17 protein-coding genes are annotated in these 14,444 nt (G+C 56.3%); 3 read left to right on the forward strand and 14 right to left on the reverse strand.

What is annotated here, in order from left to right; translation table 11 throughout:
* Positions 1–4 precede the first annotated feature (4 nt).
* From HBO12_RS12145 to HBO12_RS12175, 7 genes are all read right to left on the reverse strand, one after another.
* Complete coding sequence (locus HBO12_RS12145) at positions 5–1,120, reverse strand: DUF2586 domain-containing protein (protein WP_170042233.1); 1,116 nt, start codon at positions 1,118–1,120, stop codon at positions 5–7.
* Between the two features lie 11 nt (positions 1,121–1,131).
* Positions 1,132–1,812: a phage virion morphogenesis family protein gene (locus HBO12_RS12150; RefSeq protein WP_170042234.1), complete on the reverse strand. Its 681-nt coding sequence runs from the start codon at positions 1,810–1,812 to the stop codon at positions 1,132–1,134.
* Complete coding sequence (locus HBO12_RS12155) at positions 1,802–2,248, reverse strand: phage tail protein (RefSeq protein WP_170042235.1); 447 nt, start codon at positions 2,246–2,248, stop codon at positions 1,802–1,804. Before HBO12_RS12155 ends, HBO12_RS12150 begins: the two co-directional genes overlap by 11 nt.
* On the reverse strand, positions 2,245–2,715 hold the full coding sequence (locus HBO12_RS12160) for a head completion/stabilization protein (RefSeq protein WP_170042236.1): 471 nt from the start codon (positions 2,713–2,715) through the stop codon (positions 2,245–2,247). The genes HBO12_RS12155 and HBO12_RS12160 overlap by 4 nt, the downstream gene beginning before the upstream one ends.
* A gap of 100 nt (positions 2,716–2,815) precedes the next feature.
* Complete coding sequence (gene gpM, locus HBO12_RS12165) at positions 2,816–3,538, reverse strand: phage terminase small subunit (protein ID WP_170042237.1); 723 nt, start codon at positions 3,536–3,538, stop codon at positions 2,816–2,818.
* A complete protein-coding gene (locus HBO12_RS12170) occupies positions 3,535–4,572 on the reverse strand; it encodes a phage major capsid protein, P2 family (protein ID WP_170042238.1) in 1,038 nt (345 codons plus the stop codon). Before HBO12_RS12170 ends, gpM begins: the two co-directional genes overlap by 4 nt.
* Before the next feature lies 1 nt (position 4,573).
* Positions 4,574–5,479 (reverse strand): GPO family capsid scaffolding protein, encoded by a 906-nt coding sequence (locus HBO12_RS12175; RefSeq protein WP_170042239.1) that lies wholly within the window; start codon positions 5,477–5,479, stop codon positions 4,574–4,576.
* Between the two features lie 162 nt (positions 5,480–5,641).
* On the opposite strand from HBO12_RS12175, the gene HBO12_RS12180 reads away from it, so the two are divergent.
* From HBO12_RS12180 to HBO12_RS12185, 3 genes are all read left to right on the forward strand, one after another.
* A complete protein-coding gene (locus HBO12_RS12180) occupies positions 5,642–7,690 on the forward strand; it encodes a terminase large subunit domain-containing protein (protein WP_170042240.1) in 2,049 nt (682 codons plus the stop codon).
* Entirely contained in the window at positions 7,602–8,468 is an 867-nt protein-coding gene (locus HBO12_RS28375) for a phage portal protein (protein ID WP_346343183.1), read from the forward strand. The genes HBO12_RS12180 and HBO12_RS28375 overlap by 89 nt, the downstream gene beginning before the upstream one ends.
* A 77-nt stretch (positions 8,469–8,545) precedes the next feature.
* Entirely contained in the window at positions 8,546–8,803 is a 258-nt protein-coding gene (locus tag HBO12_RS12185; protein WP_170042241.1) for an ogr/Delta-like zinc finger family protein, read from the forward strand.
* Here HBO12_RS12185 and HBO12_RS12190 read toward each other — a convergent pair.
* From HBO12_RS12190 to HBO12_RS12220, 7 genes are all read right to left on the reverse strand, one after another.
* On the reverse strand, positions 8,776–8,988 hold the full coding sequence (locus HBO12_RS12190; RefSeq protein WP_170042242.1) for a hypothetical protein: 213 nt from the start codon (positions 8,986–8,988) through the stop codon (positions 8,776–8,778). The two genes, HBO12_RS12185 and HBO12_RS12190, sit on opposite strands and share 28 nt — an antisense overlap.
* A gap of 272 nt (positions 8,989–9,260) precedes the next feature.
* A complete protein-coding gene (locus HBO12_RS12195; RefSeq protein WP_170042243.1) occupies positions 9,261–9,512 on the reverse strand; it encodes a hypothetical protein in 252 nt (83 codons plus the stop codon).
* 2 nt (positions 9,513–9,514) lie between these two features.
* On the reverse strand, positions 9,515–9,778 hold the full coding sequence (locus HBO12_RS28575) for an Arc family DNA-binding protein (protein ID WP_275942093.1): 264 nt from the start codon (positions 9,776–9,778) through the stop codon (positions 9,515–9,517).
* The gene (locus HBO12_RS12205) at positions 9,771–10,205 is read right to left on the reverse strand and encodes a DUF2528 family protein (RefSeq protein WP_170042245.1); all 435 of its coding nucleotides are present in this window, start codon (positions 10,203–10,205) and stop codon (positions 9,771–9,773) included. The genes HBO12_RS28575 and HBO12_RS12205 overlap by 8 nt, the downstream gene beginning before the upstream one ends.
* Positions 10,198–10,479, reverse strand: coding sequence for a hypothetical protein (locus tag HBO12_RS12210; protein WP_170042246.1), 282 nt, complete (start codon positions 10,477–10,479; stop codon positions 10,198–10,200). Before HBO12_RS12210 ends, HBO12_RS12205 begins: the two co-directional genes overlap by 8 nt.
* A 325-nt stretch (positions 10,480–10,804) precedes the next feature.
* The gene (locus HBO12_RS12215) at positions 10,805–11,098 is read right to left on the reverse strand and encodes a hypothetical protein (protein ID WP_170042247.1); all 294 of its coding nucleotides are present in this window, start codon (positions 11,096–11,098) and stop codon (positions 10,805–10,807) included.
* Between the two features lie 469 nt (positions 11,099–11,567).
* The gene (locus tag HBO12_RS12220) at positions 11,568–14,240 is read right to left on the reverse strand and encodes a toprim domain-containing protein (RefSeq protein ID WP_170042248.1); all 2,673 of its coding nucleotides are present in this window, start codon (positions 14,238–14,240) and stop codon (positions 11,568–11,570) included.
* Positions 14,241–14,444: the final 204 nt, after the last annotated feature.

Genomic DNA, 14,444 nt, shown 5'->3' on the forward strand with positions numbered 1-14,444 from the left:
GGGGTTACTCCGAATCGTCGGTGGAAAGGTCCAGGGCGATGTTCGCCGTGAGGTCTTTCGGGCAGTTATGGGGCTTGAGCTTGATAAACGCCTCGACGGCGGTTTTGCTCTTCCAGACCAGCACGATGTCGCCGTCTTTTGGCGATTCGATCTCGCCCGGGAACACCTCGCCGGCGAATTTGACCGACTTGGCCATCCGGCGCAGGGGCGCCATCAGCGCGTTGATGTTCACCGCCATGCTGTTGGCCGTGTTGTTCAGGCGCCGATCGGCCACGCGACGGATCAACAGCGGACGCACCAGGCGCGCCGCCTTGTCGGCCAGGCGCAGATATTCGATTACCTGGTAGTCGCTGGCCGGGGTGTCCAACATGTTGCCGTCGCCCCAGTACACGCCCGGGTAGTCGGGATAGGTCTGCGAGACCGAGAAGCGAGCTTTGTCCAGCTCGGCGCGGATTGCCGACGGCAGCGGTTTACCCTCGCTGTCGATCGGCACCGGCCCCAGGCCCAGCACTGCGCCGGTGGCGACTCGCATGGGGCTGTCGGCAATGCTGACAGCGGCATTCGCCAGGCGACCGGCCAGCACGCCCTGGTCATTACCGTGGAGCTGCGGAACCACCAGCACACGCGGCGCGGCCAGGCCGGCGGTGATTGCCTTTTGCTCGAGCAGGTACTGCGCCCAGGTGAGTTGCGCCGCGATGCCGGCGGTCGCTGCCATGAAGAAAACGCGGCGCCCGTAGATATTGCTCACGCCAATGGCCGCATCGTGCATGGCTGACAGTTCGTCGCCCTTCGTCACAGGCTTGGTGATCACCACGGCTTCAACGGAAAAGCCCTGTTGCTGCGCGATATCCAGTGCCGTTTTCCAATCGCCTTCAGTGCCGATCGGCGCCGCCAGGCACGCCCAACGATCGCCGCCGTTCAAGCGTGCTGCAGTGATCTGGGTTTTTAGATCGCTTGCCGGAATGCCCAGCTCGTTGTCCAGATCGCTGTCGGTGTTGAGGGCGAGCAATTTGCCGGTGTTTTTCGGGCCGGCCCCGATGAACAGAAAATAGCGCTCGATCTCAGTCACGGCGCCTTGGCCCAGATTGAGATTGTTAACGCTGACTTTGCCAAGTGCCATGCTGTGCCTCGTTAGCGGGGTGAATTTAGGATTTGCTGCAGCACCTGGTTAACCAGCACGCTGGTGTCACGTTCGCTGCTCGCGCCGAGGAACTGGCGCTTGGGCAAGGTGATATCCCAGCTCTGCGCGCCGGTAGATTCGGTTCGTTCGTCGTTCAAAATGCGGATAAGCAGGCCGGCCTGGGCGTAGTTCACATGCTCTTGAATCCACGCCACTGACGGTCGGCTCAGGCTCTTTTTGCCCTTCTGCCGGGTACGAAAGCCCAGGCGGCGCAGGCGCTTGGCCTGCTTGTCGGTGCAGGCGGTGCCTGGTGGAACCTTGTTCCAGCGGCGCATCTGCGCGGCCGTGCGCCGCTCTGACACGCCGTTGTGTTGCTGCGCGGCGACCCACCGGGTCAGCGCGTTACGCCAGCCCAGTTCGGCCTCGTCGGCACTCACACGGGTGACCTGCAGCAGCTTGGCCAGGCCGGCTTCCATCTTCTTTTTGCCCTTGCTCGATCCCTTGCGGGCCTCAAAAGGCGAGCCGTCCAGGTTCTGCTGATCGCGCACGCGCTTGCGGCTCATGGTCCGCACGCGCTTGGTCACGTTGTTGAGCAAACGCCGGCGCAACTGCGGCGGCAGGCTCAGTAGCGCCAGTTGCTCGCGCACGCCCAGGTAGCCCCGGGCGTCCAGCTCCAGGGTGCTACGCGCCATGATCGACCTCGCCCTGTTCAGCGATCCAAAGATCGAACGGGATAAATGCCCAGGTCTTGCCGAACGCCTCAATTTCGCCGGTGGGATCTTCGGCCAGGTATTGCGGCTCGATGAATTCCAGGGACAGCTCCACGTCGAAGGTGTCCGCGTCCAGGGGCTCAACGGCGAACAGCGGCGCCGGCAGATCGTGGCGGTGCCGATCGGGGTCGTGGGTTTCCAGCCAACTGGCGACCAGGGCCATCAGCCTGGCTGGGTGGTCGGTGAAACGCTCCAGGGCGAACACGGCGCGATAGCGCATATCAGACATGTGCAGGCCGTCGCGATCGGGCTTCCAGATCAGTTCCAGGCTGACCTGTTCGGTCCAACTGTCAAACAGCTCAGGCTCCACCAGTCGGCGTTCCATCAGGTAGGCAGTCAACGCCTTGAGCTGGATCACAACAGCACCGCCGTGATGCGGCCACGGCCCTGTAGGGTACGAACGGCCTGCTGGCTGAATTCCAGAAAGGTTTCGCGGCGTTCAGGGGCTTCCTTGCCGGTGTTTTCGGCGCTTTCGCGGCGGGTGACGGTGGCGAATTGGGGCAACGAATTGCCCTTGGCGCGGCAGTACACGGCGCGCTTGTAGAGCATGACCTTGTGGGCATAGCTCCACTCGGCGGGAGTAGTCACGCCGGCCGCTTTTTCCAGGCTCGATATGCCTGCAGCCTGCAGGGTGGCTTTCACGCGGGCCAGGTCGTCGTTCACCTCGACCATGGCGATGCTCAGGGTGTTGACCAGCAGCTCTTCCAGGTACTCCGCCGGCAGGCGATATTCCTTCTGGAATTCAGCCAGGGAGAGGTTCGGCCAAAAGCCGTCGTTCTCAATCTGGCGTTCCACAAAGGTGGTAGTGCGGCCTGAAAAGCTCATCGCGGGGCACTCGAATAGGGGCGAGGAAACTGTTTCAGTGGGTCAGGGCCATAAATGGTTGGCTCACATCCACAGTTTCTCGCCGGGGGGGGGTAGTCGGTTATTCGGTGGCCTGTTCGGCCTGTTCTTTTTGCTGCTTTTCCAGTGCCTTGCGGGCCCCGCCCAGGCGTGTCCCTACGCCAATTTCCGGATACAGCTCGATCGCACGTTCAAAGTGTTCGATGGCTTTGGTCCACTCATTTGCGTCCAGGGCCTGAATCCCAAGCACTTTGTGGTAACGGGCGGTGATGCCTTCGAACAGATCCCACTCGCCATCCACGAAGGGCAGTAAGCTGCTGACATAGGGCTCAGGACTGCGCTTGGCCTTGTGTTCCGCTTCGGCCCAGTCGATCACCGCATCAGCGACGAAGGTCTGCAAGTCGCGCCGCAGGAAGCGTTCCGGCATCTGCTGGTCTTGGCCCATGGCGAACAGCGCCACTTCCAAACCCAGGTCGAACTGGACGGTATCGAACAGCCACACGACCACCTGGGTTAACACCGGGTTCGGGTAGTTCAGGCCCGAGTCGCGATAGCGCTCCACATAGTCCATGTACTTGGGCAGCAGCTCGTCCCGCTTGAGCTGCTGGCGGGTATCCAGGCTCTTGATAGCGCTCAGACGCTCCAGATCCTGGGCCAGTGCGGTTTCCATCAGCTTTAAGTGCTTTTGGGCGTTCGCGGGACTGGTCAAGGCGGTGTCTGCCGAGTAAGCCGGGTCAACACCGCCACTGGCGGCATCTGGGCCTAGCGCCAGGATTCGCCGCTTATGCTCAAGTGCCAGGCTCATGGTTTAGGCGCCGGGGTTGGAAGGACTTCTACGTTTTCAGCGGCGGCGAATTTCTCCAACTGCTCGATCACGTAGCCCTCATTACGGCTGTTGTAGTCCTCGGTTCGGGAGCGTTTCGGGTTCTGGATCAACTGGCGGCGCCAGCTGCTGTCCTGGAAGTAAATCGACAGGTTGTCCCAACTGGTGACCACAACCGCGTTCACTGGAAAGAACGGTACGATGAAGCTAGGCAGACCACCGTAGGTAGCGATTACCTGGGCGCCTTCGATACGTTCTTTTTCGGTGGGTGTGTCGCCTTGTTTGGCGTACAGCTTGCCCTTGTCAGCGGCCATCAGATCGCTGCCGATGATCGCAATCAGGTCGCCGGCGTCGCGGTGAACCGGGTCAATCATCTGTTTGACGTCATGCACCAGCTCGTCAAGGTTGGCGTAGTCGCCCTCTACGCCGAGGGTGACCTTGCCGGCGGTCTTGCCTGCTTTCAGTACCTGGGCCGGGATCTGCTCACGAGCGATCTGTAGCCACCCCTTGTTCACGTCCTGCAGCATTGGGAAAGCGGTCAGGTCGGTCTGCGGCGCCGCATGGGTGCCGTGCCAGCCAATCATGATTCGATCCAAGGCAATCTGACGTTGAACAGCCGCGGTGTAGCGTTCGGCAAAGTCTGGGAATTTCGCCCAGGCGTCGATTTTGGCGTAAGGAAGGCCCACGTCGGACTCTGTCGAAAACAGCTCGTATCCGAGTTTGTCCAGGCCGGAAACGTCCCGGGCATCACGGTCGGTTGTCTTGGTGTTGGTGCGACTGGTGACCGGGCCGGACACGCCCAACATGACCTTCTCGCCCTTGATTTCTGACACGCCGAGTACGTTGATTCGGCCCAGAAAGTCCGATTTTTCCGTGATCTTATCGTTCAGTTCCTGGGCTACGGACGGCTCTACGCTGAACTGTTCGCTTGCGTCATCGACGCTGTACGCTTCAGCGATTGCCAAGCGCAGCAGGCCATATTGATTCAGTGCGTGGGTGGACAGGGTTTTGCTCATGTCAGACCACCCGCTTTGCGGTCGGTTTGACGGCACCGATAGTGCGTGGCACCTGGCGGCCTTTGACCGTGCTGAACGCTTTGGTCAGCAACGATTCGATGTTGGCCAGGCGTTTGTCGGTATTGCCACGGCGGGCAAATTCGCGATCAGCTTCGGCCTGCTCGACGATATCGGCAACGGCACTCTCAACGTCATCGATCGGCGCCTGGTCGGGTTCTTCGGCGTCTTCAGTCGCGGGTTCAATCACTGCTTGAATGCCGGCAGCGACCAGCAACAGCTGCTCCAGCAATGCTTTCAGCGCTTTGGCTGTAGCTTCATCCATTGGGGGTGTGCTCTCGGTTGGGGTTAGCGGGGTTGCGGGGGATTCTTCGAGGCCGAAGCGCTTGAACAGACCCGCGAACATGGCAGCGAGCCGACCGATATCACCCTGGGGTTGGGTGTCACGAAAAGAGCCAATAGCCACCGAGGCGGCGTAGTAAGCGGTCTTGTTGGAGCGATTCGAAAAGTACAGTTCCTGGGTGCCAACACTGGCGGGTTCGTCGGTGACGCCCAGGCCGGTCAGATACGCTTTGCCGGTGTCTCGAAAGTTCGGGGTGATTTCGATGCTGCTGAACAGTTTTTGCCCGCGATCATTCAGGTACAGCAACTGGTCGTTGGGCTTCAACTGAGCTTCCAGGGCCACTTCGCCAGGTTCCAGATCGTCCCCTTCTTCAACCAGGCGCACGGCGTACACGGTGCCGTGTGAGCCTGGCCAGCGTTGGTGGTCACACCAGATAACAGCGGTATAGAACGACGGCTTGTAGGTTGCGGCGATATCGCGCAGGTCCTGGACCGGGATGTCGCGACCATCTGCGGTCTTGCCGCTGGTGGCGACACGTTTCCAGAACGAAACAAGGGAACGGGGCATGGGCGTTATCTGCGCTCAATCGGTGATTTGAGTCGCCACGATAGGGAGCGTATGCCCCCCAAACAAACGCTTTGTTTCGACGTTATCCGTCGCATTTCACCCGACGGATAACGTCGATTTAAACCCCGCGTTTCGGGTGTTTTCGCCGCATAGACTGCCGGCATGCCCTATGCCAAAGAACTCATAGAAACCGCCAAGCGCCTCTATTTACGCCGCTGCAAGCCGCGTGAAATACAGGCACAACTCAAGCTGCCCAACATTCGCATCATTTATTACTGGATCGCCAAAGGCGGCTGGGACGAGATGCTTTCGGATGAAGAACCGCTGACGGCTGTCAGCCGGCGAATCACCCTGATCCTGGAGAAAACCACCACTCTCTCCAAGGGCGACCTGGACGAACTGGACCGTCTTACCACTGTCCGCGATCGGTTGCTGAAACAGACGGTCAAACCAGTGCCGGCACCGGTGGCGGATGTGCCGGCGGATCACCAGGGAGCGCGCCAGGGCCAGCGTGGGGAGCGCCGTGATCGAGGCGACAAAGGCGGTAGGAAACGGGAAAAGAAGGTCAAGAACGACGTTTCAGGCCTGACCGAAGTCGATTTCCTGGATAAGTTCATCAGCAAGATGTACGGCTATCAGAAGGAGTTGTTTGAGGCCAAGCTGAACCCGCTTACCCGCCGCATCCGTAATGTGTTGAAGTGCCGCCAGTCAGGGTTGACGTACTACTTCGCCGGCGAAGCCTTCATGGATGCCGTGCTGACCGGCGATAACCAGATGTTCCTGTCTGCCAGCCGTGCGCAGTCGGAAATTTTCCGCAGCTATATCATCCAGTTTGCTCAGCAGTGGTTTGGTTTGGAGCTGACGGGTAACCCGATCGTATTGAGCAACGGCGCCGAACTTCGCTTTCTCAGTACCAACAGCAGCACGGCCCAGGGGCACCATGGCCACGTCTACATCGACGAGTATTTCTGGATACGCGACTTCGACAAACTGAGCACCGTGGCCAGCGCCATGGGCACCCATAAAAAGTGGCGTAAAACCTACTTTTCAACGCCCAGCGCGGTCACCCATCAAGCCTATCCGTTCTGGACCGGCGAGGCGTTCCGCAACAGCAAACGCAAGGCAGCGAAGGCGCCGTGGCCCAGCGAAAAGCAGATCGCCGCCGGCGTGCTCTGTCCTGACGGTCAATGGCGCAAGGTGATTACCATCACCGATGCCATTGCAGGCGGCTGCGATCTGTTCGACCTGGAGCAGCTGCAGCTGGAGTACGACGAAGACAAGTTTCAGCAGCTGTTCGAGTGCAAGTTTATCGACAGCACCCAAAGTGTGTTCAGCCTGGCGGACCTGGAGCGTTGCTATTCCGACCTGGACCTGTGGACCGACTTCAACCCCGACGATGATCGGCCCTATGGCAACAGCCCAGTATGGTTGGGCTATGACCCAAGCCGCACACGCGACGATGCCACCTGTGTTGTGGTCGCCCCGCCGCTGGAGCCGGGCGCCAAGTTTCGCATCCTGGAAAAACACAGCTGGCGTGGGCAGTCCTTTAAGTACCAGGCCGCTCAGGTCAAGAAACTTACCGAACGCTTTAACGTGCAACACATTGGTATCGATACGACGGGTATTGGCTATGGGGTGTTCGACTTGGTGCGCGACTTCTACCCTCGGGCGACCTCGATCCACTACAGCCTGGAAACCAAAAACACCCTGGTACTCAAGGCCCAGGACACGATCCAGGGCAGCCGCATTGAATGGGATGCAGGGTGGAACGATATCGCCCAGGCGTTCCTGACGATCAAGCGCGGCGCTACGGCCAGCGGCCAGATCACTTACAGCGCTTCCCGTACCGACGCCACGGGCCACGCGGACGTTGCCTGGGCGGTCATGCACGCCCTGGCCAATGAACCTCTCAACACCAACAAACAGCGGCGCAGCCGTTACACACTCAGCGGATCAGGTAGCCATGGCCAAGCCAAATCGAAAGCCCCAGGAAGTAGATCAACCCAAGCAACAAGCAATGAGGGCGTTTTCGTTCGGAGCCCCGGAACAAGTACTGACCGAAAACATCGGGCAGTACCTGGGCGTGTTCGCCAGCCACGACGGCCGGATCTACACACCGCCGGTGTCCCGCCAGGGGCTGGCCAAGCTGCTGCGCGCCAACGCGCATCACGGCGCCATTCCCGGGTTCAAGCGCAACCTGCTGTTGCGTGAGCTCATCCCGTCATTGGGCTGCAGCACCGCGACCATGAGCCGCGCCGCCCTGGACTTTATGGTGTTTGGTGAATCCTATTTCCTTCGCAAACCGAACTTGTTCGGGCAGATCCTGGAAATGGAACACCTGCCGGCTATCAACATGCGGGTGAAAGTGGATGGCGGTTTTGTGATGCTGCAATCGAACGGAAAAGAAGTGGAGTTTGACCAGGACGAGATTGAACACGTCTTGAACTATGACGTGGAACAGAACATCTACGGCGTACCTGACTACTTGGGCGGCCTGCAGGCACTGTTGCTTAACGAAGCTGCGACCCTATTTCGTCGGCGTTACTACAGCAACGGCGCGCACGCGGGGTACATCTTCTATACCAATGACGCCAACTTGACCGAAGAAGACGAAGACGAACTGCGCACCCAAATAAGTGCCAGTAAGGGAGTGGGCAACTTCCGCTCAATGTTCGTCAATATCCCGAACGGCAGCGAAAAGGCTATTCAGATCATCCCCGTGGGTGACTTTCAGGCCAAGGACGAGCTGGAGAAAGTGAAGAACATCACACGTAACGACGTGATTGCCGCGTGGCGCATGAACCCCGCACTGGCCGGGATTATCCCAGAGAACAGCGCCGGTTTTGGCGATATCGAAAAGATCGATCGGGTCTATACCAGTAACGAGATACGCCCGATCTGCCAGCTGTTTAATCAGCTCAACGATACGTTGCGGGAGGACCGCCGGTTTACTTGGCGGGAGCCGGAGAAGGCAGTGACAATCACATGATGTAGTGACCAATACGGGCAAAGGCACTACACCTTGTGGCAGAATAGTGCCTCATAAGGAACCCTGGGGAGGGAGGTATGCGAGTTACATGTAAATGCGGGCATATCGGTAAGATACGTGACAGCACGCTTCATTCGCCCGACTTTGTAACCCTTTACTGTCAATGCCTTGATGTTCATTGCGGGCATTCCTGGGTGGCCCATTTGACCTTTCACCACACCTTGAGCCCATCCGCGAAAATGGCGGATCGACTATTGTTCGACCGCCTGCAAGCAATGCCGAGGGCCGAACAACGCGAGCTTTTTGATCAGCTCGGTGCGCAATTGTCGCGGTAATTCTTAATTTTACTTTCAATATCGCTAAAGCTATTAATCGTATCTATCCCGTACTCTAAAAAGCCCCTACGAGCCCGCTCGGATAACTGCTGCTCTGATGTTGCAATATTTATGATGAACACGATTTTATCTCCGACCCTTTCTATGTCGTCTATTAGTTCGATAAGCGCTTCGGTGCTTTTCATATAAAACTCCATTTTTTTGGCTCGAATTGACAAAGCTTATTGGTTCTATTTTTGTTAGGTCAAGCAGTTTTTTTGATGCTTGTAAAGTTGGTTTGAAGCTGTGAATCATATTTTTTTGTATAAGTTTTTGCTGCGGCAGACAATTCTTTGACGGTTTCAGAAAGGCCCTATTGTTTTTCTGGAATAAATACGTTTGATGCTCGTTGGGCGCAAGGAATAGAAAAGGGCGCCTGGGGCGCCCTGAATATATTGTAAGTTTGTTTTTCCAGTGGCTATGTTGAAGCTTGCATCTTGCTCAGGTTCTTAATTAAAACCACTCCATAAGACCGGGCGCCGTTTCGACCTTCAAACGCGGCAACGAGATAATCTTTGGGGAGCGGGATTGTTACGCGTCCGTTCCCAGTGTCGTGATGAAGGAAACTTGTCGCCTCAACCATGACATGGTCAGAGGGCAGTTCTAATTGTAAACGTGCACTTTCATACTGATTTTCACTGATCGCGATCATTCGGCCGTCAATAAACATAGCTACACTCCTTTTTCGGGAAGTCTTAAGTTGGTGGGGTCCACGGTTATCAGTGGGTTTTGGAGTTTCTGAATGCATTGAGCCAGAATCATGTTCAACTTAAGTTGATCTTCGTAAAGAACCTCAAGCTCTAATGACCGTTCAAGTCTATGGATGATTTCGTTATTCATGCTGCGATGATTAGCTTTCGCCTGAGCATTGATAGCTGGGCGTAATCCATCTGGCAGTCGGATTACGAACTTGTCTTTTGCATGCGACTCAGCCATGGGGCACCTCCACCAGCTCAACATCATAAAAGCTAGGGCACTCGACTTCGGCGGCTACTACGCGAATACCACACCACCCATAAGGGCTACCTTCAACACTTCCTCCCCAACCTTCGTCATCGTGTAAATCCTTGGTCCAGATAGGGGCCGGATTTTCGAAAAAACTTCGGTTTCCTGTGTGCTCACTAAAAGAGGAACCACCCTCGCTCAGCATCATGTTAATGATGGTTTGTCCGAAGTAGCGAACTACAACTCTTATTACGTCACCGTTTTCAGTAAACAATCGATTTTTGTGGTTAGACCAGAATCCATTAATCATCGTAGCCCGCTCAACAGTCAGTATGTTGTGATCGACTTCAAGGGTTACCTCGTAGTCTTTCCAGACTTCTTTGACCTTGTAGCGCTTTACATTGGTTTGTTCAGACATGCTTTGTCCCCTTCAAGGTTGCGGGCTTCGCGAGCAACTGGGCGACCACAGCTGCATCACGCTCGGACAAGTCGCCCAGGGTTTGGGCCATGTCGGCCAGGTCTTCTAGGCGCTGGCGGGCGTCTGGTGTTTTGTGAACCAGGTAGCCGATCAGAGCCGCGCCGATCACGGCAGTGGCCAGCATCGGCCGCGTTGGTTTGTACGTGCTTCCTGCGTTGAGGCAGGGGCCTGTGTTAGCCTTGCTCACGCTGCTACTTGGGTGCTGTGCTTGCATGGTGTTGCTCCTCTTGTGGTGGTTGGTGTCGGGGAGCTGGAACTCCTCGACACCGTCTCTTTCAGGCCTGCCGTAATTGGGTGGCCGTGAATACCGTGCGCTGTGCAGTGCGTACTTCAAACAACCCCAAATCGTGCCCACTCACGTCGTGCAAATGCACGACGGTGATGCTGGTCGGAATGTCTGCAGGGTGATCCCTCCAGTGAGAACCTGCGGCCAGCTCTGCTAAGTCTTCGGGGGTGCAAATATCTACGTATCCGTCGGGTAGCGGAAGTTGGCCAGGTAGAGCATTGGCGCTGTATCGAATAATCATGGCTATACCCTCTTAGGTTTGGCGCACCAGGTGCACAACCAGGTAATCGGGCAGTCCTGATTTTTCTTCTTTTGCCGCCAGATCCAGCACGGCCTTGATTTGAAAGTTGGTGCAGTCGTCCGCCAGGAAGTACTTGGCGCCGGCTATCGCATGACTAGCGATCAGGTTAAGGAAATAGGGAGTGGTATAGGCGGCGCCGACAACAATCGGAACTTCGATCTCCTGCCTGGCCAGATCCGCCTGTATTTCCTGCAATGTGGTGTTTTTGCCAGGACCGGCGTTGCCGATGATTACTTGTACTTGCATGGTGTTGCTCCTTTTTGGTGGGAATGGCAGTGAGGCGTTTGCACTAAAAAATGTGTGTGCCCACGAGTTCGCCGGAACATCCGGAACAATAAAAATTAAACTGGCTGTCGGCACCGGCCCACTTGGGTTTCATGGGTTCTAATGATGTGCATCCGAAGCCGGAACATACCGGAACATTTTTTTCCGCTGATTGGCTGGAGACCTTGAATTACAAAGGCTGTAGCCATGTTCAGGAAAACTGGGTTGCCGGAACATTTCCGGAACAGGTCTCTAAAGAATGTTCCGGTGCGTTCCGGCATGTTCCGGCTGGTGGTGATTTTGGTATGTTGCTTATCTATATGTTTTATATAGATATTTTTATATATTTTAAAAATGTTCTGGATGTTCCGGCATTCCAGTGGCAACACACGCATTTCGAAAAAATTCTCTGTGTAGACCCTCACACGGACTTTCATCCCTCCGATGTTCATCACTCTTTCCCCCCCTTGCGGAAGATCCAGCAATTGAGCGGGCGTTTCTCAATCACTGATCGAACTTTGCGAACCTCGATGTAAGTGTGCGAGCTGCTTTTCGGCAGTGCGCGTTGGAGTTGGGTAGCGTGGATGACCTCTTGGCCCGCGAGCCGGCATGCGTTGTGGAAGTGCTCGATGTTGATTGCGATCAAGGTGGGATCGGAGCTGTGGTTCAGCGTCTCCCGAGTGACATCCCGGACCCCGTCCTGGTCAGTGGTCGTGATCACCTTTTCATTCAGATAGTGATAGATCTGCCAAAACCTAGCGGCAGTTGGGTCTTCGCTGCTTACGCGCTGCTGCCGGTCAATGGCGCGACTTTCTACGTGTTTAGAGAGCTGGTCCAGGAGCTGGTCAGTCCACTCAGGGAACAGCGCCTGAGTGGCTTTGGCGGCCGCCATAAGTTGCGCATGGCACTGCACGATCCGCTGATGCTGAATGACCAGGTTGGCTTGCATTTTTGCTTCGTACTCTGCAAACGCTGCAAAGTAATGCTCTAACCAGCTCGCTTCTTGCTCTAGGCACCGACGTAAATAGCCTGCGAGTTCCTCGACCGGGAGGGCGTTCAAACGTGTGGCTATGACCTTGCGAGCCGGTGTGTGCCCAGCACGTGTGCAGTGCATGTGGGCAATTCGCGTCAGGATGGCTTCGGAGCCTTTCACACTGGCGTTCTGAGATATGCACAGGGCGGCAAGAAAGATCAGGCTGTCGGTGTCATTGCTCGACGACTTGACGCCCACGGTGCGGATGTTGGCGTTATTGTCATAGAGCATTTTCCAGTCTTCCCAATTGTATTGGCTGGTTGTCTCACGGCCTTGGGCATCGACAATTGTGCTGTCTGACTCGATCAGCACTACAGGTAGATTGCTGACCTGTGACAAGGCTCGGGTCAATCCGATGGCACTTGCCCCGGTGGCGTTAGGTTTCATGCCTTCATAATTTGCTCGACCGAGCAGGCGCCAGAGGAATCGCAGTAAACTGGATTTACCTGCACCGGCATCCCCGGTCAGCTCTAAAAAAAGCCACGACTCTTGTCTGCTGCGGATCTGCTGGGTGAACAGGCTCGCCGTCCACCATGACAGGGCTGCCAAGCCATTCAGGCCATTGACTTCGACGAAGTCTGAAAACCAGTGAGGGTCGAAATCCTGCCCGCGTGTCAGTACCAGGCTGCTGAGTGATGTTTTCAGCCCTGTTTTACCGACTTCCAGATAGCCATGACTGTTGGCCATGTACTCGCGGCCTTTGTGATAGCCGAACGTTTGATAGCAATAGGTCTTGCTAGCTGCGTCATAGCCTACAAAAGGCAGCGCACGAACAGTTAAGGCGTTGTCCAGCCACCGACTACGAAGCATGGCCAGCACTTTTTCGCCGCCCTCAAAGTTCCCACCAGGTGTGCGCTCCAGCAGCGACTTGGCGAAACTTCTCGGGTCACCAATGGAGTTTGGCGCCAAAGGCTCTTTGCAGTTCTGGACGGGGTTCGGGAAGTTGAACTGAAAGAAGAACTGTTGATCCCCGCTGAGTGCATCGCGTTGAATGTATTCAAAATGTGGCACGCAGTTGGCCACCTGTTTGATGTCGCAATATTTGTCGAAAAGTTCCTCTCTGGTTTTGGGGACCGTCCCGCCTTCCTGGTCTTTATTAAGCTCTTTGTTTAGCTCATCGGTGTTCACTTTCGCCGTGTACAGGCGGTTGCCAAATTCCACCAGGAAGAAGCTCAATGGCTTTTTCAGGTGTAGCAGATAGGCTCGCTTTGCTGGATTAGGGGCTACAAACAACCGACCTTGATAGCTGGCCTCCTGCATGAATACGTCGTCCAACTGGCCGTCGCGATACACGTCGTCCCAATCACGATCGGGACCAGAAAGAGCAACCCAAGCGATTTCATCCATGGCGAGCAACTGGTGGCGATACTTGGGGATCACCAGGTGGCCGGCCTTGTCGTCGTCCAGGGCGATGATCCAGCGTACCTTCCTACCTTTGTTGGCCTCGATCACATCCCAGGGGAAGTTGTTGGCCGATATCGATGCAATCACTTTGTATCCGGCAAGGTGCAAAGCAACGGCGTGAAAGATGCCCTCGACGATGTACACCGTGTCACCGGCTTCAATGGCCATAGCAGGTGGCATCCAGCCGCCAGACTTGTAGCTCATTTTGTACTTGATGCCGGCTTTGTCGCCCTTGTTGGCTGCGACCATCGTTGCATCGATGATTCGCTCCCAATAGCCATCACAGAGCGGAAAACGGACGGTGTCGGCCCATTGGTCGTCGGCCATTTTGCGTCGGCCCTGTTCGTACCAGCCTTTCATCTTGCTGATATCAAAACCGCGATTGCGCAGCAGATAAGCGTCGGCGGTGGCGTTGGGGTTCAGGTCTGTTTTCGGGAATCGCTCGCTGAGGTTTTCGAACAGGTAGCTATATCGCTCACGGGTTTTTTCTTCGAACTGGCATTGGTTTAGCCGGTTGCACTTGAGTTGATAGGGTTGCTTACGGGCAATGTACAGCGTGCGTTCCCCGCAACCTGGGCAAATGCCCTTCTGCAAGTACTTGGGGCCGCGGATGTCCTTAAAGTCCAGATCGAGGTCCTTTTCTAGGGCGTCGATCACCTCCAGACGGTAGATGTCTTCAAATTGCATATGCCGGCCCCTTACTCGTTACCGGCTTCTGTTTTTGCACCACGCACCCGCTCAGCCTGCTCCGCTGCTTCCATGGCCAGGTGGACCATATTGATCATGATTGCTTTCGAGCCTGGTGGAGGTGGGAGGGCAAGATAGATTCCTTGGTCCACTGCCTTTCGGATTGCTGAATCGGACTGTCCGGAGCGACGAACAAACTCGGCG

The organism is Pseudomonas sp. WS 5059, assembly GCF_012985525.1.
Taxonomy (GTDB): domain Bacteria; phylum Pseudomonadota; class Gammaproteobacteria; order Pseudomonadales; family Pseudomonadaceae; genus Aquipseudomonas.